General features: G+C 72.3%; 25 protein-coding genes. 8 read left to right on the top strand and 17 right to left on the bottom strand.

Features of this window, described 5'->3' with window-relative positions:
• Positions 1 to 88 precede the first annotated feature (88 nt).
• From ACIGW4_RS04025 to ACIGW4_RS04015, 3 genes are read right to left on the bottom strand one after another with little or no spacing between them, the layout of a single operon-like run.
• Positions 89 to 739, bottom strand: a complete 651-nt coding sequence (locus ACIGW4_RS04025; protein ID WP_398707961.1) for an NAD(P)-dependent oxidoreductase — start codon at positions 737 to 739, stop codon at positions 89 to 91.
• A complete protein-coding gene (locus ACIGW4_RS04020) occupies positions 736 to 1548 on the bottom strand; it encodes an SGNH/GDSL hydrolase family protein (RefSeq protein WP_399578352.1) in 813 nt (270 codons plus the stop codon). The genes ACIGW4_RS04025 and ACIGW4_RS04020 overlap by 4 nt, the downstream gene beginning before the upstream one ends.
• Before the next feature lies 1 nt (position 1549).
• Complete coding sequence (locus ACIGW4_RS04015) at positions 1550 to 2203, bottom strand: hypothetical protein (RefSeq protein ID WP_398707957.1); 654 nt, start codon at positions 2201 to 2203, stop codon at positions 1550 to 1552.
• A gap of 180 nt (positions 2204 to 2383) precedes the next feature.
• Between ACIGW4_RS04015 and ACIGW4_RS04010 the strand changes: the two genes are divergently transcribed.
• Both ACIGW4_RS04010 and ACIGW4_RS04005 read left to right on the top strand, forming a co-directional pair.
• On the top strand, positions 2384 to 2899 hold the full coding sequence (locus ACIGW4_RS04010; protein ID WP_399578349.1) for a MarR family winged helix-turn-helix transcriptional regulator: 516 nt from the start codon (positions 2384 to 2386) through the stop codon (positions 2897 to 2899).
• Positions 2900 to 3187: 288 nt separating this feature from the next.
• Positions 3188 to 3697 carry a DUF6083 domain-containing protein gene (locus ACIGW4_RS04005; RefSeq protein WP_399578347.1) on the top strand — a complete coding sequence of 170 codons (510 nt, stop codon included), beginning with the start codon at positions 3188 to 3190 and terminating at the stop codon, positions 3695 to 3697.
• Between the two features lie 50 nt (positions 3698 to 3747).
• Here ACIGW4_RS04005 and ACIGW4_RS04000 read toward each other — a convergent pair whose 3' ends face one another.
• The 7 genes from ACIGW4_RS04000 to ACIGW4_RS03970 form a co-directional block, all read right to left on the bottom strand.
• A complete protein-coding gene (locus tag ACIGW4_RS04000; protein WP_399578346.1) occupies positions 3748 to 4641 on the bottom strand; it encodes an LLM class flavin-dependent oxidoreductase in 894 nt (297 codons plus the stop codon).
• Positions 4642 to 4724: 83 nt separating this feature from the next.
• Positions 4725 to 5738 carry a DUF72 domain-containing protein gene (locus ACIGW4_RS03995; protein WP_399578343.1) on the bottom strand — a complete coding sequence of 338 codons (1014 nt, stop codon included), beginning with the start codon at positions 5736 to 5738 and terminating at the stop codon, positions 4725 to 4727.
• A 93-nt stretch (positions 5739 to 5831) separates the two neighbouring features.
• Positions 5832 to 6284 (bottom strand): hypothetical protein, encoded by a 453-nt coding sequence (locus ACIGW4_RS03990; RefSeq protein ID WP_123457384.1) that lies wholly within the window; start codon positions 6282 to 6284, stop codon positions 5832 to 5834.
• 36 nt (positions 6285 to 6320) lie between these two features.
• Positions 6321 to 6863 carry an RNA 2'-phosphotransferase gene (locus ACIGW4_RS03985; protein ID WP_123453670.1) on the bottom strand — a complete coding sequence of 181 codons (543 nt, stop codon included), beginning with the start codon at positions 6861 to 6863 and terminating at the stop codon, positions 6321 to 6323.
• Positions 6864 to 6966: 103 nt separating this feature from the next.
• Positions 6967 to 7902, bottom strand: a complete 936-nt coding sequence (locus ACIGW4_RS03980; protein ID WP_399578338.1) for a MerR family transcriptional regulator — start codon at positions 7900 to 7902, stop codon at positions 6967 to 6969.
• Positions 7903 to 7982: 80 nt separating this feature from the next.
• The gene (locus ACIGW4_RS03975) at positions 7983 to 9767 is read right to left on the bottom strand and encodes an SDR family oxidoreductase (RefSeq protein WP_399578335.1); all 1785 of its coding nucleotides are present in this window, start codon (positions 9765 to 9767) and stop codon (positions 7983 to 7985) included.
• Positions 9767 to 10612 (bottom strand): M24 family metallopeptidase, encoded by an 846-nt coding sequence (locus ACIGW4_RS03970; protein ID WP_359586643.1) that lies wholly within the window; start codon positions 10610 to 10612, stop codon positions 9767 to 9769. Before ACIGW4_RS03970 ends, ACIGW4_RS03975 begins: the two co-directional genes overlap by 1 nt.
• A 250-nt stretch (positions 10613 to 10862) precedes the next feature.
• Between ACIGW4_RS03970 and ACIGW4_RS03965 the strand changes: the two genes are divergently transcribed.
• From ACIGW4_RS03965 to ACIGW4_RS03950, 4 genes are read left to right on the top strand one after another with little or no spacing between them, the layout of a single operon-like run.
• Positions 10863 to 11819, top strand: a complete 957-nt coding sequence (locus ACIGW4_RS03965) for an ABC transporter ATP-binding protein (RefSeq protein WP_123453676.1) — start codon at positions 10863 to 10865, stop codon at positions 11817 to 11819.
• On the top strand, positions 11816 to 12706 hold the full coding sequence (locus ACIGW4_RS03960; protein WP_399578333.1) for an ABC transporter permease: 891 nt from the start codon (positions 11816 to 11818) through the stop codon (positions 12704 to 12706). The genes ACIGW4_RS03965 and ACIGW4_RS03960 overlap by 4 nt, the downstream gene beginning before the upstream one ends.
• A 49-nt stretch (positions 12707 to 12755) precedes the next feature.
• Positions 12756 to 13667: an ABC transporter ATP-binding protein gene (locus ACIGW4_RS03955; protein WP_123453680.1), complete on the top strand. Its 912-nt coding sequence runs from the start codon at positions 12756 to 12758 to the stop codon at positions 13665 to 13667.
• A gap of 16 nt (positions 13668 to 13683) precedes the next feature.
• A complete protein-coding gene (locus ACIGW4_RS03950) occupies positions 13684 to 14403 on the top strand; it encodes an ABC transporter permease (RefSeq protein WP_399578332.1) in 720 nt (239 codons plus the stop codon).
• A 14-nt stretch (positions 14404 to 14417) separates the two neighbouring features.
• Here ACIGW4_RS03950 and ACIGW4_RS03945 read toward each other — a convergent pair whose 3' ends face one another.
• Positions 14418 to 15683 (bottom strand): CynX/NimT family MFS transporter, encoded by a 1266-nt coding sequence (locus ACIGW4_RS03945; protein WP_399578330.1) that lies wholly within the window; start codon positions 15681 to 15683, stop codon positions 14418 to 14420.
• Positions 15680 to 16360, bottom strand: coding sequence for a FadR/GntR family transcriptional regulator (locus ACIGW4_RS03940; protein WP_123453685.1), 681 nt, complete (start codon positions 16358 to 16360; stop codon positions 15680 to 15682). Before ACIGW4_RS03940 ends, ACIGW4_RS03945 begins: the two co-directional genes overlap by 4 nt.
• 135 nt (positions 16361 to 16495) lie before the next feature.
• On the opposite strand from ACIGW4_RS03940, the gene lpdA reads away from it, so the two are divergent.
• Positions 16496 to 17899 (top strand): dihydrolipoyl dehydrogenase, encoded by a 1404-nt coding sequence (gene lpdA, locus ACIGW4_RS03935; RefSeq protein ID WP_123453687.1) that lies wholly within the window; start codon positions 16496 to 16498, stop codon positions 17897 to 17899.
• A gap of 89 nt (positions 17900 to 17988) precedes the next feature.
• Positions 17989 to 18609 carry a rhomboid-like protein gene (locus tag ACIGW4_RS03930; RefSeq protein ID WP_398707939.1) on the top strand — a complete coding sequence of 207 codons (621 nt, stop codon included), beginning with the start codon at positions 17989 to 17991 and terminating at the stop codon, positions 18607 to 18609.
• Between the two features lie 132 nt (positions 18610 to 18741).
• On the opposite strand, the gene ACIGW4_RS03925 is transcribed toward ACIGW4_RS03930, so the two are convergent.
• From ACIGW4_RS03925 to ACIGW4_RS03905, 5 genes are all read right to left on the bottom strand, one after another.
• Positions 18742 to 19548, bottom strand: coding sequence for an HAD family hydrolase (locus ACIGW4_RS03925; protein ID WP_356901415.1), 807 nt, complete (start codon positions 19546 to 19548; stop codon positions 18742 to 18744).
• Positions 19545 to 20834, bottom strand: coding sequence for a serine--tRNA ligase (gene serS / locus ACIGW4_RS03920; RefSeq protein WP_123453692.1), 1290 nt, complete (start codon positions 20832 to 20834; stop codon positions 19545 to 19547). Before serS ends, ACIGW4_RS03925 begins: the two co-directional genes overlap by 4 nt.
• 488 nt (positions 20835 to 21322) lie before the next feature.
• A complete protein-coding gene (gene pheA / locus ACIGW4_RS03915) occupies positions 21323 to 22258 on the bottom strand; it encodes a prephenate dehydratase (RefSeq protein ID WP_398707936.1) in 936 nt (311 codons plus the stop codon).
• Between the two features lie 69 nt (positions 22259 to 22327).
• On the bottom strand, positions 22328 to 23581 hold the full coding sequence (gene efeB / locus ACIGW4_RS03910; RefSeq protein WP_399578327.1) for an iron uptake transporter deferrochelatase/peroxidase subunit: 1254 nt from the start codon (positions 23579 to 23581) through the stop codon (positions 22328 to 22330).
• Positions 23582 to 23586: 5 nt separating this feature from the next.
• Entirely contained in the window at positions 23587 to 25635 is a 2049-nt protein-coding gene (locus ACIGW4_RS03905; protein ID WP_399578326.1) for a copper resistance protein CopC, read from the bottom strand.
• Positions 25636 to 25647: the final 12 nt, after the last annotated feature.

Raw genomic sequence — 25647 nt, 5'->3', positions numbered from 1 at the left:
AGCCGCACATATGAGTGCGATGAGTGGGAGAAATCCCGCGGGCGGGCCCGCGGGGCGGTGTTCGTGGAGTGGTGTTCGTGGAGCGGTCTCAGTACGCGACCTCCACGACGGCCCGGTGGGCGCGGTGGTCGTCGACGTGGGTGAGCAGGTAGTGCGCGAGATCGGCGCGGGAGAGGGACTTCGGCCGTGCCAGAGGGGCGTTCTCCGCGGTCCGGTAGGTGCGGGTCAGCGGGCCGTCGGTCAGCATCGGGGGCCGGACCACCGTCCACACGGTGCCGTCGGCGGCGGGGGACCGTACGAAGCTCTCCATACGGGCCATGTCGGCGTAGCCGTGCCGGTAGAGCCGCTGGATCACGTACCGGGTGACGAGCCGCTGCGGCAGCGGCGTCTCCGGGGTGACCTCCAGGCCCGCGGACGAGAGGCAGAGCAGCCGGCCGACGCCGGAGGCGCGCATGGCCTCGACGATGTTCCGCGTGCCCTGCGAGTAGACGGTCGTGGGGTGCTTGCGGTCGGTGCTGCCGAGGCAGGAGAGGACGGCGTCGTGGCCGGCGACCGCCTCCCGCCAGGTCTCGGGAGCCAGCACGTCGCCGGGCAGGACGGTCAGGCCGGCCCCCGGGGCCGCGACGGGGACCCGGGCGGGGTCGCGGGCGACGGCCGTGACCCGGTGGCCGGCGTCGAGGGCCTGGGCCAGGAGCTGCGCGCCCGTACCGCCGGTGACGCCGAAGAGCAGGAGCCTCATGACGCCTCCGCAAGGGTGTCCACGAGGGCGACGGCGATCGCCCGCTGGCCGTCGAGGGTGAGGTGGACACCGTCGTCGAGGTGCAGACCGGTGGTGACCCGCCGGGCGTCGACCGTGAGTTCCGGGCGCCCGAGGAGGAAGTCGGCGACGCCGTCGACGTCCTCGCTCGTCCAGCCGATGCCGGCGCGCCGGAAGTGCGGATAGGAGTCGGCCCGCTCCTGGTCCACGGCGCTCGGGGTGAGCCAGATCCAGCGGTCGGGGCCGGGGAGCCCGTCGCGTTCGGCGAGGTCCCGCAGGGCGAGCAGGTTGCGCTCGGTCTCCGCCTCGCTGACCAGCCGGGTGCCGACGGCCCCCGCGCCGCGGCCGAGCCGCTGGGCGTCGTTCGCACCGAGCATGCACAGGATCCAGTCGGGGCGCAGGAAGCCGAGCCGGGGCAGCTGGGCGAGGGCCTGTGTGGTGGTGGAACCGGAGACGGCGAGGTTGACGAGCTCGACGCCGTCCGGGAGGAGGTGGCGCAGGATCGAGAACCAGGAGAGCCGGTCGGCGGTGGTGCTCTCGCCGAGGGCCACGACCCGCTGCCCCGGCCGGAAGGGCAGCCGGTCGGCGCGGGCGGCGAAGGCGGGGTCCTCGAGGAGTTCGGCCGCGGTGTCCCGGGTCTGTTCGTCGAGGCCGCGCAGGAGCGTCCGGTACGTCTCGGTGTCCAGGCCGAAGAGCTCGGCGAGGCGGGTGTCGGGCAGTTCGCCCAGGTAGTGGAGGGTCTTCTCGGGCTGCTGGAAGCGCACCAGCTTGTCCGTGAGGTTCTCGGCCATGTCAGTGCTCCTTGGAGGTGCGGCGGAGGGGCTCGGTGCGGGTGCGGCGCCGGGGCAGCAGGAAGCCGGCGGCGATCAGCCAGCCCAGGCAGGTGAAGCGGGCCAGCGGCAGCAGCAGGGCAGCGCCGTCGAGGAGCAGGGCGAGGGTCGAGAGTTCGGCGACCGCCGCCAGGACGAGGCCGGTCACGGCGAGCGCGCGGGGCAGCAGTCCGGCGAGGAGTCCGGGGACGGCGATCCCGGCCACCAGCAGGCCCAGCGTCACGACGTGCCCCGGGCCGCCGGTGGCGAAGGCCAGGTACTGCAGGGCCCGGACGAGCGGTGGGAGCTCCAGGACCTCCGTACGCGACAGGGTCCAGCCCACCAGGCCGCAGCAGGCCAGGAACCCGGCGGCGAGGAGGCCGCCGGCCAGGGCGATGGTCGCGCCGGGGGCGCGGACGCCGAGCCGGTGCAGCCGGGCCGAGACCGTGGCGGCGTAGACGGCCAGCGGGACCGAGGCCGCGAACTGGAGGGCGCCGGAGATCCGGACGGCGTCGGAGTGGGCGCGGAAGTACGCCACGATCTCGCCGGTCCCGCCGAAGGGGGAGGGGAAGGGGGTGCCGTCGGCGAGCACGGTGCCGAGCACCAGCCCCGCCAGGAACAGCCCGGTGAACACCACGGCGAGGACGCCGGGAGGGGGTCCTCCCTGCGCCTCCCGGCGGGTTCGGGGGGCCCGGAGGGCTTCGGTCGGCCGGGGGTCGGTCCGGCTCTCTGCTTCTGCTGCAGACACGGGTCCAGTCCGTTCTCTCATGAGAATAGTTCACAGCGGAGAATCATTCTTGTCGCGTACGATAGCCCCGTGAACAGTGACCGGCAACCAGTGGAAGAGCCCGGGGCGGCGGCGGGACCGCCGCCGCGCGGCGGAGCGTTTCTGCTCGCCCAGCTCGGGGCGCACGCGGCGGGACGCTTCGGCGAGCGCGTCGGCGAGCTCGGCCTCGCCCCGCCGGACGTCGGCCTGCTGCGGATGATCGCCGTGGAGCCGGGGCGGAGTCAGCGCGCCCTCGCCGCCGACCTCGGCGTCGTCCCCAGCCGGGTCGTCGCGCTCATCGACAACCTGGAGAAGAAGGGGTTCGTCGAGCGGCGCCGCAGCGCCGAGGACCGTCGCCACCACGAGCTGTACGTCTCCGAGGACGGACGCCGCGTGCTCGGACGGGTCCGCGAGGTCGCCGCGCTGCACGAGGACGATCTGTTCGCGGCGCTCGACGAGGAGGACCGGGACCGGCTGACGGCGCTCCTCGGGCGAATCGCGGAACAGCAGGGCCTCACCCCCGGAGTGCACCCGGGCTACCGCCACCTGCCGAAGCGCCAGGGCTGAGCGAGGGCGGGGCGGAGCCGACGCAGGGTCGGAGCGGAGCCGGTGGGGGGACGGCGCGGCGGTGGCGCGGGGACGGCGCGGAGTCGGTGCGGCGGTGGCGCAGAGCCGGTGCGCTTCGGTGTGCGCCAGGACATGGCCGTAAACACCCGTTCGTTTTCCACCGGACGGGGGAAGACCCCTGGAAGCTGACGGCGTCTCCAGGGAGGGCGGGACATGGTCGCGGGCCGACGAGCCGCGGAGTGCGACTCCTGCGGCGCGCCGTACGGGACGTGGGTCAGGAGCCTCGGCATGTCCCTCTGCGCGGAGTGCGAGCAGGCCGGAGCGGCGCACCCCACGCGGGACCCGGTCCTCGTGGGCGAGGTCCTGGCCGGCCTGGCCGACGCCATGCCCCGGGGCGCCCGCGTCGTGGCGCAGCGGGCGCGGCCGGGGGACGTCGTACGGGACCTGTTCGGGCCCGGCAGTGCCGCACGGGACGGCGCGGGGCCCGGGAGCAGGCCCCCGGGCGTGCGGGCTCCGGTGCTCGCGGCCTGTGACCGGTGCGGTGCGGGCGCCGAGTGGCACCGCACGGCGCGCGGACGCTGGGTCCTGATCGAGCCGGGGGAGCTGACGGCCGGGCTCGTCCCGGTCGGCAGACGCTGGCGCGTCGGCGGCGACGGGACCGCCGCCAACCTGGGCGCGGCCGTGCCGGCGGACAGGTGCCGGGTCAGTCACTTCGACGTCTGCCCGGCCCGCCCGGCGCCGGACGGCTCCCCGGTCCTGCTCGCCCTGTGGCAGAGCCACGCCCGGCGCACGGCCTGACGGGCACCGGCCTGACGGGCACCCGCCCCGGGCGGGCCGGGGCGGGACGCTCAGCCCAGCTGGGCGAGCGCCTCGGTGGCGATGTTCTCGAAGACGGTCTGGTCGGCGGCGAAGTCGGAGTCCGGGATCGGCCAGTGGATCACGAGCTCGGTGAAGCCGAGCTCCCGGTGGCGCCCGGCGAAGTCGACGAAGGCGTCCACGGACTCCAGCGGCCGACCCCGGTCCGGGGTGAAACCGGTCAGCAGGACCTTGTCCAGCGCGGCGACGTCCCGACCGGTCTCGGCGCACGCCTTGGCGAGCTTCTCGACCTGGCCGCGCAGGGCCGCCACCGACTGCTCGGGCGTCCCCTCCTCGTACAGCTTCGGGTCGCCGGTGGTCACCCACGCCTGCCCGTGCCGCGCGGCCAGCCTCAGCCCGCGCGGTCCGGTCGCCGCCACCGCGAACGGCAGCCTCGGGCGCTGGACGCAGCCGGGGACGTTCCGCGCCTCGTCGGCCGAGTAGAACGTGCCCCGCTCCGTCACCGCGTCCTCGGTGAGGAGCCGGTCGAGGAGCGCCACGAACTCGCCGAACCGGTCGGCCCGCTCCTTCGGCGTCCACGCCTCCTGCCCGAGCACGGTGGCGTCGAAGCCGTTGCCGCCCGCGCCGATGCCGAGGGTGACCCGCCCGTCGGAGACGTCGTCCAGCGTGATCAGCTCCTTGGCGAGCGTCACCGGGTGCCGGAAGTTCGGCGAGGTCACGAGGGTGCCGAGGCGGAGCCGCTCGGTGGCCGTCGCCGCCGCGGTGAGCGTGGGCAGCGCACCGAACCACGGCCCGTCGCGGAAGCTCCGCCAGGAGAGGTGGTCGTAGGTGTACGCGGCGTGGAACCCGAGATCTTCGGCCCGCCGCCAGACCTTCTGCCCCTCGCTCCACCGGTGGATGGGGAGGATCACCGTACTCAGTCGCATGACGTCGACCCTACGGGACCCCTCCGGCCGGGCGTCGACTCCGGCGGGTCTCCGTTCGGGCGGACGGCCCGCCCGCCGGCCGTTCAGAACAGAGGCGCCGTGCCACCCGGGCCGTCCGCCGAGTCGCCCCGGCCGTCCGCGTCGCCCCGGCCGTCCGTGCCACCCCGGTTGTCCGTGCCACCCCGGCCGTCCGCGTCATTCCGGCCGTCCGCCCGGTCGGCGTCCGGCTGCGTGCCGAGCAGGCGGCTCATCGTCTCGGCGCTGCGGACGGCCGCATCGCCGCAGCAGTTGTTGAAGAGGACGTGGACCTCGCGGGCCCGGTCGGCCATCACGCGGACGGCCGGCGTCCAGGAGGAGAGCTCCTCGGACGTGTACCGGTGGCGGAACCGCTCCTCCTTCGTGCCCGTCCCCCAGGCGCGGTTGCGGCCGTGGAAGCGCACCACCGCGAGCCGGTCGGAGGTGACCGGGGTGACCGGCGGGATGGACGTGGGGAGCGACTGCACCATGTCCACGGCCACGGCGGACAGCTCCAGCTCCGACAGCAGGTCGAAGGTGGAGGCGGAGCGGTCCGGACGCCACCAGTCGGGATGCCGGAACTCCACCGCCACCGGCCAGCCCTCGGTGCGCTCCCGGCACCGGCGCAGCATCGACGTCGCCGCTGTGTCCGGGGCGAGCCACGGAGGGAACTGGAAGAGAACCGTCCCCAGGCGTTCGGCCCGGCGCAGGGGTTCAAGGGCTCCGCTGAAACGGAGCCACACCTCGTCGAGCAGCCCGGGGTCCGCCTCCGCCCGACCGTGCCGTCCGGCCGCCGCCTGCCGCAGATCGGCCGGCAGCGCGCCGGGCCGCGTCGGATGCCCGGTCAGCAACGAGAACGCCTTCACGTCGAACCGGAAACCGGCCGGTGAGCGCTCGACCCAGAGATCGCTGTTCCGCGTGCTGGGCAGCGCGTAGTAGGTGGCGTCCACCTCGACCAGCGGGAACTTCGTGGTGTAGTACCGAAGTCTGGCCTCCGCGTCGCGGTGACCTTCCGGGTACCAGCCGCTGGACAGCAGCGCCTTGTCCGTCCATGAACACGCGCCGACGAGAATGTCACCCATGGTCATCGTCTTCCCGGGCCCGTGACGCCGACTCCCTCCCGGCGCTCGTGATTCCCCCGGAAGTGAGGGGCGCGGTCCTCGGGCCTACGGCGGTCAGCGGACGCGGGAGCTCATCCAGGGGGTGAGGGTGCTGCCCGTGATCAGTTCCTTGTACGTCTCGTCGCCGGGGAGCGGGACGATCAGCCACCAGCCGGGCGGGAAGAACCGTCCCTTCACATGGGCGAGGCCGCCGCGGACGGAGCGCAGGAAGGCGGGGACGGCGTCGCGGGGCACGTCCGCGAACTCGATGCCGTCCACGGTGATCGTGGCGTCGTCCTCGGGGAAGACCCGGACGCTGATCGAGGGGGAGCCGCCCAGCTCGACGTAGGCCTCGTGCGGCAGCGATCCGTCCGGGTCGAGGACGGCGAACGCCCCGGAGGAGGTGCGCCGGGAGGTCTGGTCCGCGCCGATGTCATCGGTCACCGTCATCTCCAGGTGGAACTCCCGGGCGATCTCGCGGATCGCGGTGACGACGGCTTCGGTGGTGGGCAGGTGCGGGTGGGCCATGGCGACGATCATGCCGTACGGCCCTGGGGAGCGGGATCAGGAGGGGAAGCGGAGGAACTCCGGCGGGACGGCGTCGGTCAGCCAGACCCCGTTGGCGCTGACGCGGAAGACGTGACCGGCCCGCCGCATGGCACCGGCGTCGACGCTCAGCACGACGGGTCGCCCCCGGCGCGCGCCGACCCGGGTCGCCGTCTCCCGGTCGGGGGAGAGGTGGACGTGGTGGCGGGCCATGGGCCGCAGGCCTTCCGCCCGGATCGCGGGGAGCCGGTCCGCGACCGTGCCGTGGTAGAGGTACGCGGGCGGTTCCGCGGCCGGCAGGTCGAGGTCGACCGTGACGGTGTGGCCCTGGCTCGCCCGGATGCGGGTGCCCTCGACGGCGAAGCGCTTCTTGTCGTTGGTCGCGACGACGTGGTCCAGCTCTTCACGGGTGAAGGGGAAGCCGTGCTCCGCGGCGGCCCGGAGCAGGGCGTCGATCTCGGTCCAGCCGTGCGCGTCGAGGACGAGCCCGATGCGCTCGGGCTGGTGGCGGAGATGCTTGGAGAGGTACTTCGACACCTTCACGGTGCGGCGTTCGTCCATCTCGATTTCTTCCCCGTCCAGGTTTGATCCACAAGCAAGTGGAGTTATCCACAAGCGAGTTTGAGATTCTGTGGACAACTGGACTGCCAGGTCAAGGCATTTATTAAATTTCCTCGACTTTGTGACGTCTTGCGGCAAGTGCGTCCAATTTCCTTTTGCTTACCTCTCGTTCCGTGGCCGCCGCGATGAAGGCCTCGACGCCCTCCTCGCCGACCAGGCCCTGCACGGCCCGTATCGTCCCCGCCGGGAGCGACACCGCACGCGGCTGGTCGTCCCTCACCCGGGGCGGATCCGGCGACAGGTGGATCTGGAGGTGTCGGGTGGCCAACAGGCGCATGGCCCGCGCCAGTTCGGCGTCCACGGTCTGCTGGGCGAGCGGCCTGAGCCGCCGCACCATCGTCGCCGCCTCGGCCGCGTCCGCGTCCGTCGGCGGCCGGTGCTCCAGATAGCGCGCGAAGACGTGCTCGGTCGTGAACTCCAGGAAACGGGAAGCGATGTGCTCGACCTGATCGCGAAGTTCCCTCAGATGACCGGTGATCGCCGCCAAGGGCACGCCCGCCGCGTACAACTCGGCCGCCACCGCCAGCTCCTGGGGGCTCGGCACGAGGTACTCCTCGCCCTCCCGCCCCGGCAGCCGCTCCAGTACACCGAGCTCGACCGCCTCCCGGATGGCCTCCTCGTCCGGCGTGCCGCCGAAGCGGGCGTCCAGCTCCGCGCGGGAGATCCGGTCCGCCTCCTCGTCCGTCCACGGCCCGTGGACCTCCGCGACCAGCCCCAGTACCCCGCCGAGCCCCCGGCCGGTGTCCCAGGCCTCCAGGAGCTCCTTGATCGAGGCCAGGGTGTAGCCCCGGTCGAGGAGGTCGGCGATCTGCCGGAGCCGCGCGAGGTGCGCGTCCCCGTACACGTTCGACCTGCCCCGCCGCTCCGGGCGGGGCAGCAGACCACGGTCCTGGTAGGCGCGGATCGTCCGGACCGTGGCCCCGCTGTGATGGGCGAGATCCTCGATCCGGTACTCCGGCTGTGCTGACTGCTCGGCCAAACCCGCTCCCACCACCCGCGTCCACCGCCCCGTCGCCGCGGGGCCCCTCCTGATGAGAGGGATCGTACGACCGCTGGTCCCTACGCCGGAGGCTGCCAGCGGGCCAGGGCCCGCAGGGCGACGGGGCTGAGGCGGGACAGGAGGTGGGCGCCCCGGGCCTCGGGGGTCACCGGGACCACGGCCCGGTCGTGCAGGACCGCCCCCAGGATCGCGTCCGCGACCTTCTCCGGCGGGTAGTTCCGCAGGCCGTACAACCGGGAGGCCTTCTGCTGCCGCCGCTTCTCCTCCGCCGCGTCCGTGACCCCGGCGAACCGCGCGGTCGCCGTGATGTTGGTGTTGACGATGCCGGGGCATATCGCCGACACCCCGATGCCCTGGTCGGCCAGTTCGGCCCGCAGGCACTCGCTGAGCATCAGCACCGCCGCCTTCGACGTGCTGTACGCGGGCAGCGCCCGGGAGGGCTGGAAGGCCGCCGCGGAGGCGGTGTTGACGATGTGGCCGCCCTGCCCCCGCGCGGTCATCTGCGCACCGAAGAAGCGGCAGCCGTGGATGACGCCCCACAGGTTGACGTCCAGGACCCGCTTCCACTCCTCGCCCGAGGTCTCGAAGAAGGAGCCGGTGAGCCCGATGCCCGCGTTGTTGACCAGGACGTCGACGACGCCGTACTCGGCCGCCACCTTCGCGGCCAGCGTCTCCATCGCCTGCTCGTCGGCGACGTCGACCGCCTCGCCCCAGGCCTCCGGCGCGCCGATCAGCCGCGCCATCTCGGCCGTGCGGGCCGCCCCCTCGGCGTCCCGGTCCACGGCGACCACCCGGGCGCCGGCCTCCGCGAACGCGAAGGCGGTGGCCCGGCCGATGCCGCTGGCCGCCCCGGTGACCAGGACGAGCTGTCCGCCGAACCGCTCCGCGTACTCCGGCTTCACGCCGCTCTTCGCCGCGACCGGCTTCGGTGCCTTGGCCGCCGCGTCCTCGTTGGCCCGGACGAACTCGGCGATCCAGGCGGACAGCTGGTCCGGCCGGGTGCGCGGCACCCAGTGCTTGGCCGGCAGCGTGCGCCGGGTCAGGTCCGGCACCCAGGTGCCCAGGTCGTCGTAGAGCCGCTCGGAGAGGAACGCGTCCCCGGTCGGCGTGATCAGCTGCACGGGCGCGTGCGCGTACGCGTCGGGGCGCGGTCTGCCGAGACGGGCCCGGACGTTGTCCCGGTAGAGCCAGGCGCCGTGCGCCGCGTCGTTCGGCAGGGAGGACGTCGGGTAGTCGCCGGCGGGGACCTTCTCCACCCGCTCCAGGAGCTTAGGCCAGCGCTTGCCGAGGGGACCGCGCCAGGCGAGCTCCGGCAGCACGGGCGTGTGCAGCATGTACACGTACCAGGACTTGGCGCCCTGACCGAGGAGCTGGCCGACCCGGCGCGGGGTGGGCCGGGTCATCCGCTGCTTGATCCAGTGCCCGAAGTGGTCGAGCGAGGGCCCCGACATCGAGGTGAAGGAGGCGATCCGGCCCTCCGTACGCGGCACTGTGGCGAACTCCCAGGACTGCACCGAGCCCCAGTCGTGTCCGACGAGGTGGACCGGCCGGTCCGGGCTGACGGCGTCGGCGACCGCGAGGAAGTCGTCCGTCAGCTTCTCCAGCGTGAAACCGCCGCGCAGCGGGACCGGCGCCGTCGACCGGCCGTGGCCCCGGACGTCGTACAGCACCACGTGGAACTCCTCGGCCAGCCGGACCGCGACCTCCGACCACACCTCCTTGGAGTCCGGGTACCCGTGCACGAGCAGGACGGTCGGCCGGTCCGTGTCGCCCAGCTCGGCGACGCACAGCTCGATCCCGCCCGTCCGGACCCGGCGCTCCCGCGCCCCGTTCAGCCCCGCCATCAGACCGCTCCCTCGTTCCAGCGCCGCACGTGCGGCAGATCGTCGTCCAGCCAGAAGGCACTCTGCTCGGGGTCCCGGGAGTCGGTGACCACCAGGATCTCCTCGAACTTCGCGCCCGTCCCCCGGAAACCGAGGTGCGGCTCGACCGCCCACAGCCCGGGCATGGGCGGGTGGTCGGAGAACCTGTACGGCGACCAGAGCGGGGACCAGCCGTCCCGGTGGCCGTGCAGGGCGTCGCTCGCGAGCCCCTTGAGCGACTGGGTGCCGAAGCCGAAGAGCGTCGGGGCCCAGCGGCGCTCCTTCACCCGGTCGATCTTGTGGGCGATGACGCCGAAGGGGTAGGCGCGGTGCCGGTTCGCGTACCCCTGGCGGACCATGAGCCGGTCCACGTCCTCGTATATCTCGCGCAGCGTGCGGCGCTCGCGCACCTCGCGCAGGATCAGTTCGCGGTGGGCCTCCAGGTCGGCGAGCAGCTTGTCGTGCAGGGGGTTGAGGCCCAGGCAGCCGCTGTAGCCGATGTCGGCCGTGTAGCCCTTGTGGACCGGCGCCATGTCGAGGATGAACGGCATCCCCGCCTCCAGCCGCCGGTTCGTGGGGAAGAACTGCAGGGGGACCTTGAAGTCCACGAAGGCCGTGCGGTCCCCGAACCAGGCGAAGGGCCGGTGGAACCAGTCCCGCACGCCCCGCTCGGAGAGCCACTCCCGCTGCATCCGGGCGGCTTCGCGTTCGGTCACGCCCGGCTTGAGCTGGGCCGCGACGGCTTCCGCGCACTCGTAGGAGAGCCGCTGCACTTCCCTGAACCCCCGCAGCTCCGCGGAGAGTTCGCCTGTCACTGCTGAGGCCATGCCACCCGCCGTCCCGTGTGAGCGCCCGACTGCGCTACGCGTTCGTAACTTGACACCGATGAATGTGACAATGCCCGGCGGCTGCGTCAAGGGGTCGGACGACGGCCTGTGGAAAACCTCGGCCGCCCGTCCCGGGAAAAAGACTTTCGTCGCGACGCCCCTACGGGCATGTACTCCTGAAGTGGGAGAAGGATCGAGCCGTTGGGCTGACGACCGCTGTGGCGCACACCACTACCGTCGAAGCGTGACTGTGATCGCCACCGAAAGCCTCAGCAAGCGGTTCCCCCGGGTGACCGCTCTCGACCGGCTCTCCCTGGACATCGGGCCCGGTGTGACCGGACTGGTGGGTGCCAACGGAGCCGGCAAGTCCACGATGATCAAGATCCTGCTCGGACTCTCCCCCGCCACGGAGGGCACCGCGGAGGTCCTGGGCCTCGACGTCCGGACCCACGGCTCCGAGATCCGTGAGCGCGTCGGGTACATGCCCGAGCACGACTGCCTCCCGCCGGACGTCTCGGCCACCGAGTTCGTCGTCCACATGGCGCGGATGTCCGGGCTGCCCGCGACCGCCGCCCGGGAGCGGACCGCCGACACCCTGCGCCACGTCGGCCTGTACGAGGAGCGCTACCGCCCGATGGGCGGCTACTCGACGGGCATGAAGCAGCGGGTGAAGCTGGCCCAGGCGCTCGTCCACGACCCCAAGCTGGTCCTCCTCGACGAGCCGACCAACGGCCTCGACCCGGTCGGCCGGGACGAGATGCTCGGACTGATCCGCCGGATCTGGACCGACTTCGGCATCTCCGTGCTCGTCACCTCGCACCTGCTGGGCGAGCTGGAGCGCACCTGCGACCACGTCGTCGTCATCGACGGCGGCCGGCTGCTGCGCTCCAGCTCCACCAGCGACTTCACCCGGACCACCACGACGCTCGCGGTCGAGGTCACCGACTCCGACGTCCACCCCGACGGCACGGCGGCGCTCCGCACGGCCCTCGCGACGGCCGGCGTCCCGGTCCACGAGGGCGTGGAGGACGGCCTTCCGGGCGCCGGTCACATCCTGCTCCTGGAGGCGGCCGGCGAGGAGACGTACGACCTCGTGCGGGACACCGTCGCCGAGCTCGGCCTCGGTCTCGTCCGCATGGAGCAGCGCCGCCACCACATCGCCGAGGTCTTCACGGCGAAGGACCAGGAGGAGGTGCCCGCTCGATGAGCTCCCAGGCCCCCGACACGACCCGGATCCACAACATCGGCTACCGGTCCTACGACGGCCCGCGCCACGGCCGGGCGTACGCGCGCCGGTCCCTGTTCTCGCAGTCGCTGCGCGGCGCGTACGGACTGGGCCGCAGCGCCAAGTCCAAGGTCCTGCCGATGCTGCTCTTCGCGGTGATGTGCGTGCCCGCGCTGATCATCGTCGCCATCTCGGTGTACACCAAGGCCGACAAGCTCTTCATGGAGTACACCCAGTACGCGGTCTACCTCCAGCTCGTCATCGCCGTCTTCCTCGCCTCCCAGGCGCCCCAGTCGGTCTCCCGCGACCTGAGGTTCCGGACGGTCCCGCTGTACTTCTCCCGCCCCATCGAGCGGGTCGACTACGTCCTCGCCAAGTACGGGGCGATGGCCTCGGCGCTCTTCATCCTCACCGCCACCCCGCTGCTCATCCTGTGGATCGGCTCGATGCTGGCCAAGATGGACTTCGCCGAGCAGGCCAAGCTGTTCGGCCAGGGGCTCGTCTCCGTCGCGGTCCTGTCGGTGCTCTTCGCCGGCGTCGGCCTGGTCATGGCCGCGCTCACCCCGCGCCGCGGCTTCGGCGTCGCCGCCGTGATCGCCGTCCTCACCATCTCCTACGGCGCGGTCTCCACCCTCCAGGGCATCTCCTACGCCACCGAGAACACCGGCTCCATCGTCTGGTTGGGCCTCTTCTCGCCCCTCACCCTCGTCATCGGCCTGCAGAACGCGTTCCTCGGCGCTCCCGCCTCCTTCCCCGGAGAGATGGAGGTCGGGGCCGGCGCCGGCGCGGTCTACCTGCTGGTCGTCCTCGGTCTCGTCGTCGCCTGCTACGGCATCCTGATGCGCCGCTACCGAAAGGTCGGACTGTGAGCGCCCGCCCGTCGCCCGTCACCACCCCTCTAAGGAATGGGCCGCGCCCATGAGCATCCTCAACATCGACCACGTCTCGCGCTGGTTCGGGAACGTGGTGGCGGTCAACGACATCACGATGTCGATCGGCCCCGGCGTCACCGGTCTCCTCGGCCCCAACGGCGCCGGGAAGTCCACCCTCATCAACATGATGGGCGGCTTCCTCGACCCGTCCACCGGCAGCGTGACCCTCGACGGCGAGCCGGTCTGGCGCAACGAGTCGGTCTACCGCTCCATCGGCGTCGTCCCCGAGCGGGAGGCGATGTACGACTTCCTCACCGGCCGGGAGTTCGTCGTGGCCAACGCGGAACTCCAGGGCCTCGGCGCGGCGGAGGCCCAGCGGGCCCTGGCCACCGTCGAGATGGAGTACGCGCAGGACCGGAAGATCGCCACGTACAGCAAGGGCATGCGGCAGCGCGTGAAGATGGCCTCGGCCCTCGTCCACGAGCCGTCCGTGCTCCTGCTCGACGAGCCCTTCAACGGCATGGACCCGCGCCAGCGCATGCAGCTGATGGACCTGCTGCGGCGGATGGGCGCGGACGGCCGCACGGTCCTGTTCTCCTCGCACATCCTGGAGGAGGTCGAGCAGCTCGCCTCCCACATCGAGGTGATCGTCGCCGGACGGCACGCGGCCTCCGGTGACTTCCGCAAGATCCGCCGCCTGATGACGGACCGGCCGCACCGCTATCTGGTCCGCTCCAGCGACGACCGGGCGCTCGCCGCCGCCCTGATCGCCGACCCGTCCACGGCCGGCATCGAGGTCGACGCGGTGGACGGCGGACTGCGGATCCAGGCCGTCGACTTCGGACGGTTCACCGAGCTGCTGCCGAAGGTCGCGCGGGAGCGCGGCATCCGGCTGCTGACGGTCTCGCCCTCCGACGAGTCCCTCGAATCCGTCTTCTCGTATCTCGTCGCGGCCTGAAAGGAGTACGACCCCGATGTACGACCCCACTGTCGCCCGGCTCACCTACCGGGCCCTCCTCGGCCGCCGCCGGGCGGCGATCCTCTTCCTCCTGCCCGCCCTGCTCCTGGTCATCGCCGCGGCCGTCCGCGCGCTCAACGGCGCGGACGACCAGGTCGCGGCCGACCTCCTGGGCGGCTTCGCGCTCGCCACGATGGTCCCGCTGATCGGCGTCATCGCCGGCACGGGCGCGATCGGCCCGGAGATCGACGACGGCTCCATCGTCTACCTGCTCTCCAAGCCCGTGAAGCGGTCGACGATCATCACCACCAAGCTGATCGTGGCCGTAGCCGTCACCATGGTCTTCTCGGCCGTGCCGACGCTGATCGCCGGCTTCATCCTGAACGGCAACGGGCAGCAGGTCGCCGTCGCCTACACGGTCGCCGCGCTGGTCGCCTCCATCGCCTACAGCGCGCTCTTCCTGCTGCTCGGCACGGTCAGCCGGCACGCCGTGGTGATCGGGCTCGTCTACGCCCTGGTGTGGGAGGCGCTCTTCGGCTCCCTGATCTCCGGTGCCCGCACCCTCAGCGTCCAGCAGTGGGCGCTCGCGCTGGCCGAGAAGGTCACCGGCGACGGCCTGGTCGACTCGGACGTGGCCCTGCCGACGGCGACCGTGCTGCTGGTCGCCGTCACCCTCGGTGCCACCTGGTTCGCCGGCCACAAGCTGCGCACGCTGAAGCTGGCCGGAGAGGAGTAGACGCCCCGGGAGCGTCAGACCGTACGGTCCCGGGCGGCGAGCAGTCCGACGCCCGCGGCGGCCGCGCAGACGCCGAGGACCACGCAGATCGGCAGGGTCCAGGAGCCGGTGGCCTGGTGGAGGGCGCCGGCGGCCAGCGGCCCGGCGGCGGCCAGCAGATAGCCGACCGTCTGGGCCATGCCGGACAGCCCGGCCGCGGTCACCGCGTCCCCGGAGCGCAGCACGATCAGGGTCAGGGCGAGGCCGACGGCGCCGCCCTGGCCGACGCCGAGGACCGCCGACCAGAGCCAGGCGCCCTCCACGGGCGCCACCATCAGTCCGGCGTATCCGGCCGCGACCAGCGTCGTGACCAGCACGATCAGCGGGCGCTGACTGCGCATCCGGCCGGCGAGCAGCGGCACGACGAAGGCGCCGGCGACCTGGATCAGGTTGTTGAAGGCGAAGATCACGCCGGCCGTGGAGCGGCTCATCCCGTGGTCGGTGAAGATCGTCGGCATCCAGGCGATCAGGACGTACGACCACAGCGACTGCAGCCCCATGAAGAGGGTGACCTGCCAGGCGAGCGCCGAGCGCCAGACGTTCACCGGGCGGGCGCCGCCGACCGGGACGGCCCGTGCCTCGTGCCCCGTACGGCCCCGGGCGATCAGTACCTGCGGGAGCCAGGCGAGGGCCGCGACCGCGGCGAGCAGCGACCAGAAGCCCAGGGAGGCCTCCCAGCCGCCGCCCAGGGCCTTCTCCAGCGGGACCGCGGCCGCCGCGGCGACGGTGGCTCCGGCGATCATCGCGCCCGTGTAGACCGAGGTCATCGAGGCGGCCCGGTCCGGGAAGTCGCGCTTGATCAGGCCCGGCATCAGCACGTTGAGCAGGGCGATCGCGGTGCCGACGAGGATCCCGCCGCCGTACAGCGCGTACACGGACGGCAGCACGCGCGCGAGGATGCCGGCGCCGAGCAGCAGGAGCGCCGCGAACAGCACGCGTTCGGCGCCGAACCGGCGCCCGAGCCACGGCGCCACCAGGGCGCCCACGCCGAGGAAGAGCACCGGCACGGAGGTCATGAGCGAGCTCGCGGTCGACGAGAGCCCGAAGGCGGCGGATATCTCCCCGACCAGCGGCGCCACGCTCGCCAGCGCGGCCCGCATGTTGAGCGAGGCCAGCACGATGCCGACCAGGAGGAGCACCGGGTGGGCGAGCAGGGCGCGCCGGGCCGCCACCCCCTCGGCCGAGGGCCGTGGCCCGGCCTCGGCGTCGACGAGCACGCGGTTCTCTTCCTCGGTCCTCATCGGTTCTGCTCCGTCAGGGCCGCGACCGTCTCCATCGGGACCCGCAGCAGTTCGCGTGCCTGGCGTTCCGCCGCCTCGGGGTCGCCGGCCTCGACGGCCGCCACCAGGGCCTCGTGGGCGTCGATGTCGACCGGGGGCATCTCCCGGTCGCCGAGGGCCTCCACCAGGACCTCGTGCACCTGCGCGGAGAAGAAGCGGTAGACCTCGACGAAGGCCGCGTTGTGGGTCGCGCCGACGACCGCGAGGTGGAAGGCGAGGTCCGCGTCCGCGTCCCGGTCGCCCTCCTCGCGCAGACCGGTCAGGGCGGCCCGCAGCCGCAGCAGGTCGTGGGTGTCGCGCCGGGTGGCCGCGAGCCGGGCGGCCTCGGCCTCCAGGGCGACCCGGAGTTCGAGGACGTCGGCCGCGCCCGCGTGCCGGACGCCGCGCAGCACGGCGGACGGGTCGGCGGTCGACCGGACGAAGGTGCCGTTGCCCTGGCGGGACTCCAGGAGGCCCGCGTGGACGAGGACCCGGACCGCCTCGCGGACGGTGTTGCGGCCGACGCCGAGCTGCTGCGCGAGCTCGTGCTCGGTCGGGATGCGGTCGCCGACCGCCCACTCCCCGTCGGCGAGCTGTGTGCGCAGCTGTTCCACCACGGAGTCCACCAGCGAGGTCCGCCCCGCCGCCTTGAGTGCCATCGAAATCCTCTATTCGCCCGGTTGCCCAGTCATCCTACAAGTGAGCTCCCTCGCCTCCCCGGCCGGGCCGCAGCGACCGGACTACTGTGGGCTCGTACGTGTGCCGAACACCCTCACCACCCTCGGGAGTCAGTCATGTCAGACCGCTTCGACGTCGTCGTACTCGGAGCTGGCCCCGGCGGCTACGTCGCCGCCATCCGCGCCGCCCAGCTGGGCAAGCGGGTCGCGGTCGTCGAGGAGAAGTACTGGGGCGGTGTCTGCCTGAACGTCGGCTGCATCCCCACCAAGGCGCTGCTGCGCAACGCCGAGCTCGCCCACATCTTCAACCACGAGGCGAAGACCTTCGGCATCAAGGTCGACGGCACCGTCTCCTTCGACTACGGCGAGGCCTTCCGCCGCAGCCGCTCGGTCGCGGACGGCCGCGTCAAGGGCGTCCACTTCCTGATGAAGAAGAACGGGATCACCGAGTTCAGCGGCCGGGGCACCTTCCTCGACGCGAACACCCTCCAGGTGGCCAAGACCGACGGCACCTCGGAGACGATCACCTTCGACAACTGCATCATCGCCACCGGCGCCAGCCCGCGCCTGCTCCCCGGCACCTCGCTGAGCGACCGCGTCGTCTCGTACGAGCAGCAGATCCTCGCCGAGGACGCCCCCAAGTCGATCGTCATCGCCGGCGCCGGCGCCATCGGCATCGAGTTCGCGTACGTGCTGAACAACTACGGCACCAAGGTCACGATCGTCGAGTTCCTCGACCGCATCGCGCCGCTGGAGGACGAGGAGGTCTCGAAGGAGCTCGCGAAGCAGTACCGCAAGCTCGGCATCGACGTCCTGACCTCCACCCGCGTCGAGGCCATCGACGAGTCCGGCCCGCAGGTCCGCGTCACGGTCACCGGCAAGGACGGCGTCCAGAAGGTCCTGGAGGCCGACAAGGTCCTCCAGGCCATCGGCTTCGCGCCGAACGTCACCGGCTACGGCCTGGAGAACACCGGCGTCGCGCTGACCGAGCGCGGCGCGATCGACGTCGACGGCCGCTGCCGCACCTCCGTGCCGCACATCTACGCCATCGGCGACGTCACGGCGAAGCTGATGCTCGCGCACACCGCCGAGGCCATGGGCGTCATCGCGGCCGAGACCATCGGGGACGCCGAGACGATGGAGCTCGACTACCCGATGATCCCGCGCGCGACCTACTGCCAGCCGCAGATCGCCAGCTTCGGCTGGACCGAGGCGCAGGCCCGCGAGAAGGGCTTCGACGTCAAGGTCGCCAAGTTCCCGTTCGTCGCGAACGGCAAGGCGCACGGCCTCGGCGACGCCACCGGCTTCGTCAAGATCGTCGCCGACGCGAAGTACGGCGAGATCATCGGCGCCCACCTGATCGGCCCCGACGTCACCGAGCTGCTGCCCGAGCTGACGCTGGCCCAGCAGTGGGACCTCACGGTCCACGAGGTCGCCCGGAACGTGCACGCGCACCCGACGCTGGGCGAGGCCGTGAAGGAAGCGATCCACGGTATTGCCGGACACATGATCAATTTCTGAGGTTTCTCCCAGGTCCGGGTGATAGGCACTGAAAGGTGCCGAGCGAAACCTCTCCGGGTGGCGAACCGTCCCGGCCGATCAGGTCGTGGGTGCGTTCGTCACCCGGTACGCATGTGTGGCTGGCGGTCATCGCGATCACCAGCCTCGTCATCGCGCTCTCTCCCGCCGCGCTCGAGACCTATCTCCTCCACCGCAACAGCAGCAATCTCCACCAGCTCGCGCACCACCCGATGCGGGCCCTGCTGGGCAGTGCGTTCTGGATCGAGAACCCGGCGGACTTCCTGCTGTACGCGGTGCTCTTCGAGGTCTTCCACGCCCCCGTGGAACGCTGGCTCGGCACCCCGAAGTGGCTCCTCACCGTCGCCACCGCCCACATCGCGGCCACGCTCGTCAGCCAGCAGGTGGTCCTGGCGGCCATCCAGCTCCACGACGTGCCGCGCAGCATGGCGCACGTCGTCGACATCGGGGTCAGCTACGGCCTCGCCGCCTCGGCCGGGATCCTGACCTACCGGCTGCCGTACCCCTGGCGCCTGTTCTACCTCGCCGCGGTGGTCGCGTTCTTCCTCGTGCCGCTCGCCACCGACCGTACGTACACCGACCTCGGTCACGCGATCTCACTGGCGATCGGCCTGGCCTGCCACCCGCTGACCCGCGGAGCGCCGACCGGTGGAAAACCGGTCGCCCTCGAACGGCCGCCCGACGCACACTAGTTGTCCGCGGGGGACACGGGGGTTCCCCCGGGTGCGGCCGCTTCGAGCGCACGGACCCCGGTCCGCGCGGGCCGTCAACCCGCGAAGGCCCGCTCCCTCCGGGGAGCGGGCCTTCGCACGGGTACCGGCGGGTCAGGCCGCCAGCAGGCGCTCCAGGACGAGCGCGATGCCGTCCTCCTCGTTCGAGGCCGTCACCTCGTCCGCCACCGCCCGCAGCTCCTCGTGGGCGTTGCCCATGGCCACGCCGTGCGCCGCCCAGCCGAACATCGGGATGTCGTTCGGCATGTCACCGAAGGCGATCGTCTCCGCCGCCTTCACACCGAGCCGGCGCGCCGCGAGCGACAGTCCGGTCGCCTTGCTGAGTCCGAGCGGGAGGATCTCCACGATGCCCGGGCCCGCCATGACGACGTCGACGAGCCCGCCGACCGTCTCCCGCGCGGCCCGGGTCAGCTCGTCGTCGGACAGCGTCGGATGCTGCATGTACAGCTTGGTCAGCGGCGCCGCCCACAGCTCCGCCGGGTCCTCGTACGGCACGTACGGCAGCGGTCCCTCGTGGGCCCGGTAGCCGGGGCCCATCAGGACCTCGCCCTCCAGACCGTCGCGGCTGGCGGCCAGCGCCAGCGGGCCCACCTCCGCCTCGATCTTGGAGAGCGCGAGCCCCGCCAGCTGCCGGTCCAGGGTCAGCGAGGTCAGCAGCCGGTGCTCACCCGCGTGGTAGACCTGCGCGCCCTGCCCGCACACCGCGATCCCCTGGTAGCCGAGGTCGTCCAGGATGTGCCGGGTCCAGGGCACCGCCCGGCCGGTGACCACGATGTGCGCGGCACCCGCCGCCGTCGCGGCGGCGAGCGCGTCCCGCGTGCGGTCCGAGACGGACTCGTCGGACCGCAGCAGCGTGCCGTCGAGGTCCGTCGCGACCAGGCGGTAGGGGAAGGGGCTCACTTGGCGATCGGCTCCAGGACCTCGCGTCCGCCGAGGTACGGACGGAGCACCTCGGGCACCCGCACGGAACCGTCGGCCAGCTGGTGGTTCTCGAGGATCGCCACGATCGTGCGCGGTACGGCGCACAGCGTGCCGTTCAGGGTGGCCAGCGGCTGCACGACCTTCTTGCCGTCCTTGTCGTCGCGCAGACGGACGGAGAGGCGGCGGGCCTGGAAGCTGTCGCAGTTCGAGGCGGAGGTCAGCTCGCGGTACTTGCCCTGCGTCGGGATCCACGCCTCACAGTCGAACTTGCGGGAGGCGGAGGCGCCGAGGTCACCGGTGGCGACGTCGATGACCTGGAACGGCAGCTCCAGCGAGGTCAGCCACTGCTTCTCCCACTCCAGGAGCCGCTTGTGCTCGGCCTCGGCGTCCTCCGGAGCGACGTACGAGAACATCTCGACCTTGTCGAACTGGTGGACGCGGAAGATGCCCCGGGTGTCCTTGCCGTACGTGCCGGCCTCGCGGCGGAAGCAGGGCGAGAAGCCCGCGTACCGCAGCGGCAGCTTGTCGGCCTCGATGATCTCGTCCATGTGGTACGCGGCGAGGGGCACCTCGGACGTGCCGACGAGGTAGTAGTCGTCCTTCTCCAGGTGGTACACGTTCTCCGCGGCCTGGCCGAGGAAGCCGGTGCCCTCCATGGCGCGCGGACGGACCAGCGCCGGGGTCAGCATGGGGATGAAGCCGGCCTCGGTGGCCTGGGCGATCGCCGCGTTGACCAGGGCGAGCTCCAGGAGGGCGCCGACGCCGGTCAGGTAGTAGAAGCGCGAGCCGGAGACCTTGGCGCCCCGCTCGACGTCGATGGCGCCGAGCGTCTCGCCCAGCTCCAGGTGGTCCTTGGGCTCGAAGCCCTCGGCCGCGAAGTCGCGGATGGTGCCGTGCGTCTCGAGGACGACGAAGTCCTCCTCGCCGCCGACCGGGACGTCCGGGTGGACGAGGTTCCCGAGCTGGAGCAGAAGCTGCTTGGCCGTCTCGTCGGCCTCGTTCTGCTCGGCCTCCGCGGCCTTGACGTCGGCCTTGAGCTGCTCGGCCTTCTGCAGGAGCTCGGCGCGCTCCTCCGGGGTGGCCTTGGGGATCAGCTTTCCGAGCGCCTTCTGCTCGGATCGGAGCTCGTCGAAGCGGACGCCGGACGACCTGCGCCGCTCATCGGCGGAGAGCAGGGCGTCGACGAGCGCGACGTCCTCTCCACGGGCGCGCTGGGAGGCGCGAACACGGTCGGGGTCCTCACGGAGCAGGCGAAGGTCAATCACCCCACCAGGCTACCGGTGCGCGTTCGCGTGCCCCCACCGGATAAGGGGGCGCGTGTTGATTCGCCCGAATTGAGACCCGTGGAAATGTCGGCGGGCGGAGTCGCCCCATTCACTTATCCACAGGCTGTGCGGAAAAACTGTGGACTACGGAGAAGACCCCAGGGATTTCCCTCATCGTGCCTGGGAATTCCGTGATCAAACACCCTTCACACACTCATTTGGGTGGGAATTGGTCGCTCCAACGGGTGGGTCGGCAGCGGGCCGCTGACGGGAGCGCCGGGGAGACGCTGTGGATGGGGCACGGACGGGCGGGGGGTGAGCGGGGTGATTTGTCGACCTTGTCTCGGCGGGGTGTCGACTTGTCCCCAGGCTTCACCGGGGCCCTGTGGATAACCTCTGTGGGTAACTGAAAAGTATGCAGGTAGGACTAGTGGTTCGTACCTGTGGACGACCGCTCACACCGACGCGGGAGTTCCTCCACCATCGGATCAGGCCCGACCGTCCTGGGCCCTCGTCAGCCAGTCGGAGGCCTCCATGAACTCCACGTCCGAAGTCCCGCGCCGCAGTGCCGACACGTCCTCCGCCGAGACGCCCGCCCGGGGGTACGAGCCGAGGAACCGCACCTTGGGGCAGATCCGCTTGAGGCCCATCAGCGCCTCGCCCACCCGCCGGTCCGAGATATGGCCCTCGGCGTCCACGGCGAAGCAGTAGTTCCCGATCCCCGCCCCCGTGGGCCGGGACTGGATCAGCATCAGGTTCACCCCGCGCACCGCGAACTCCTGGAGCAGCTCGAGGAGGGCACCCGGATGATCGTCACCCAGCCACAGCACCACCGAGGTCTTGTCCGCGCCCGTCGGAGCCGCCGGCCGGGCCGGCCGGCCCACGAGCACGAACCGCGTCTCGGCGTTCTCCGCGTCGTGGATCTCCGTGACCAGCGCTTCGAGGCCGTACGTCGCCGCCGCAAACTCCCCCGCGAAGGCGGCGTCGAACCGGCCCTCCCGCACCAACCGGGCGCCGTCCGCGTTGGAGGCCGCGGACTCCCACACCGCCTCGGGCAGGTGGGCCCGCAGCCAGTTCCGGACCTGCGGCTGGGCCACCGGATGGCCCGTGACCGTCTTGATCTCCGACAGACTGGTCCCGGGCCGGACGAGCAGCGCGAAGGCGATCGGGAGGAGCACCTCGCGGTAGATCATCAGCGGCTCGCCGGAGGCCAGCTCGTCCAGCGTCGCGGTCACCCCGCCCTCGACCGAGTTCTCGATCGGGACGAGCGCGGCGGCGGCCTCCCCGTTCCGCACGGCGTCGAGGGCGGCCGGGACCGAGACCATGGGGACGAGCTCCCGCGTCGCGGCCTCGGGCAGCGTGCGCAGCGCCGCCTCAGTGAAGGTGCCTTCGGGGCCGAGATAGGTGTACCGGGTGGCGGACATGACGTCACCCTAATGGTCGCCGCCGGAGAGGGCCGCCGCACCGGCGGGGCGCCTCTCCGGTCGGGACGGTCAGGCCTCCAGCAGGCGCTGGCCCACGTACTCGCCCTCGGCGGGACCGCCCGGGACCGCGAAGAGCCCGCTCGCCTCGTGGCGGATGAACGCGGACAGCGCGTCGCCCCGGTCGAGCTTGCGCTGCACCGGGACGAAGCCCCTGAGCGGGTCCGCCTGCCAGCAGACGAAGAGCAGCCCCGCGTCCGGAGTTCCGTCCGGACCGATCCCGTCGTGGAAGGAGAACGGCCTGCGCAGCATCGCCGCCCCGCCGTTCTGTTCGGGGGCGGAGATCCGGGAGTGGGCGTTGTCCGGGATGACGGGCTTCCCGTCCGGCCCGAGCTTGTCCAGAGCGAGCTCGGTGGTCTCGGAGCCGCCGGTGAGCGGGGCCCCGTCGGACTTCCGGCGCCCGATCACCTTCTCCTGCCGGTCCAGCGGCAGCTTCTCCCAGTCGTCGAGCAGCATCCGGATCCGGCGCACCACCGCGTACGAGCCGCCGGCCATCCACTCCTGCGCACCGCCGGCCGGGACGAAGATCCGCCGGTCGAAGTCCGGGTCGGTGGGCTTCGGGTTGCCCGTGCCGTCGACCTGCCCCATCAGGTTGCGGGCGGTCATCGGCTTCGCGGTGGCTCCGGCCGAGCGGTTGAAGCCGTTCATCTGCCAGCGCACCCGGGCCGCGTCCCCCGCGTCCTTCTGGACGGCGCGCAGCGCGTGGAAGGCGACGAGCGCGTCGTCGGCGCCGATCTGCACCCACAGATCGCCCTCCGAGCGCCGGGGGTCCAGGGCGTCGGCGGAGAAGGCGGGCAGCGGGTCCAGCTCGGCGGGGCGGCGCGAGGCGAGCCCGGTGCGGTCGAAGAAGGTGCGGCCGAAGCCGAAGGTGACCGTGAGGGAGGAGGGGCCCGCGTCGAGCGCGATTCCGGTGTCCTCGGCCGGGGCCTTGCCCGCCATCAGGACCTTCGCCGTGGTCGACCAGCGGCGCAGCAGGGCGGCGGCCTCCTTGCGGCCGGCACCCGGGGCGAGGTCGAAGGCGACCAGATGGCCCCGGGACTGGAGGGGGGTGGTGATGCCCGCCTGATGTTTCCCGTGAAACATCACCGCGGTCGAGCCGACGGTGCTCAGGGCAGGGGCGCCGCCGGCCCCGGCGGTGTCGTCGGACAGGGCCGCGGAGATCCCGGCCCCACCGGCCGCGCCGGCGACGAGGCCGGCCGCGCCCGCCGCGCCGACGGCGCCGAGGAGACGCCGCCGGGAGAGATCGAGGTTGTCGCTGTCGGTCACGAGGCTCAGCCGATCTTCACGTTCTTGTCGATGGTGGTCTGGTCGATCTCGGAGGTACGGACGGTCACCTGGATCTTCCAGTCGCCCGGCATCGGGATCTGGACGCCGCTCGCGCTCCAGTGTCCGGTCTGGATCCGGTCGGGGGCGACGGGCAGCGGGCCCACGCCCTTCGCCTCCAGGGTGAGGGCGACCTTGATCTCGGGGACGTCCAGCGGCTTGCCGTTGGGGCGCTCGACGAAGATGTGGAGCGCGTTGGCGCCGGTGCGGCCGGGGTCGAGGCTGAGACGGACGACGCCCTTGCCGTCGACGCCGCCGGTGTCGAAGGGCAGCCGGATGTCGATGGGCCGGTCGGGCACGGCGGCCGGGCCGGAGGCGGTGGCGGACCGGCCGGCCTCCTCCGCGGTGCGACCGGGCTCAGTCGAGGTGAGGACGGTGGTCACGGCGAGGAGGACGACGGCGACGGCGGCCTCGGTCAGCACCGAGCGGCGCAGACCGGTCCGCTCGGGGTCGGCGTCCCGCTCCCGCTTCCGCCGGGCGGTGGCGACGGCGGCCCGCTGCCGGGCGAGCTGCGCGGCCCGCACGGGATCGACCGCGCCCCCGGCGCCGCCCGGGGCCCCGGCTTCCGAGCCCCCGCCCAGGTCCTTGTCCTCGTCCTTGTCCCGGCCCAGGTCCAGATCCTCGTCCTGGTCCAGATCCTCGTCCTCGTCCAGGTCCTCGTCCCGGCCCAGGTCCTCGCCCTGGTCCAGGTCCCCGTCCAGGTCCAGATCCCCGTCGACGGCAGGCGTCTCGGGCCTGGCCGTTCCCACCGGCGACGGTTCGGCCAGGCGTCGGGTCCAGCGGCGGGAGATCCAGGCGATGCCGATGAGGACCGCCACGAGGCCGATCTTTACCAGGAGCAGCTGGCCGTACCGGGTCCCGGTCAGCGCGGACCAGGAGCCGACCTGGCGCCAGGACTGGTAGAGCCCGGTGGCCGCGAGGACGGCCACGGAGCCGAGGGCCACCTTGGAGAAGCGCTCGACGGCGGAGCGCTCGACGGACGGCGCCCGGTAGAGGGCGACGAGGAGCACGGTGAGGCCGCCGAGCCAGGCGGCCACGGCGAGGAGGTGCAGGATGTCGACGGGCATGGCGACGCCCGGCTGGAGACCGGTCGAGGCGTGCTCGGCCAGGGCCCAGGTCCCGGCGATGCCGGCGGCGACGACGGTGCCGCCGAGGGCGAGTCCGAAGGAGAGGTCCTTCTTCTCCTTGGGGTCGGTGCGGCGGGCGTAGGCGCCGAAGAGGACGGCCACGAACAGCGCGGCCGCGCCGAGCAGCAGCAGCCGGGAGGTGAGCGCGGCGCCGGTCTTCGTCTCCAGGACGGTCCTCAGACCGGCCAGGTCGAAGGCGTCGGAGAGCTTTCCGGAGCCGGTGTACGGATGGCGCAGGAGCAGCATCGCCAGGGTGGCGCCGGTGAGGGTCAGCCAGCCCCGGACCACGGTCTGCTGGACGGGGCGGACGCTCGCGCCGCGCGGCCAGCAGACCAGGACGAAGGCGCCGCCGCCGACGAGGACGGCGAAGCCGGCGTACGCGAGGTAGCGGGCGATGCCGTAGAGGACGCCGACCAGGCCGCCGCCGGGCGCCTGGTCGGGCAGGGCGACGGAGGTCGTGGAGGGGGCTCCGATGGAGAAGGTGAAGGCACCGGCGACGGGGTGGCTGTCGGCCGAGACCGCCTGCCAGGCCACGGTGTACGTGCCGTCGGGCAGACCGGCGCGGAGCCCCACCCCGTACCGGACGACGGAGCCGCTGCACAGGTCGCGTATCTCGCCGGTGTCGGCGCGTCGGCCCGCCGGGTCGAGGACCCGGATGGAGTCGGCGCTCATGGCGACCTGTTCGGAGAAGGTCAGGTTGACCTCCTTGGGGGCGGTGGCGACCACCGCCCCGTCCTTCGGGTCGCTGCCGGTGAGCGCCGCGTGCGCGGAGGCGGGGGCGGCGCCGGCGAGCAGCGTGCCGAGCAGCGCGGCCGCGAGGATCAGCAGCCGTGCCAGGGCGTTGCCGAGGCGCGGGGCGGTGGTTGTCATCTCTGTGTCACT

Source organism: Streptomyces sp. NPDC053513 (assembly GCF_044544765.1).
In the GTDB taxonomy this organism is placed as follows: Bacteria; Actinomycetota; Actinomycetes; order Streptomycetales; family Streptomycetaceae; genus Streptomyces; species Streptomyces litmocidini.
The sequence above is the reverse complement of the archived record's forward strand: the minus strand, read 5'-3'. Positions and strand labels throughout refer to the sequence as shown.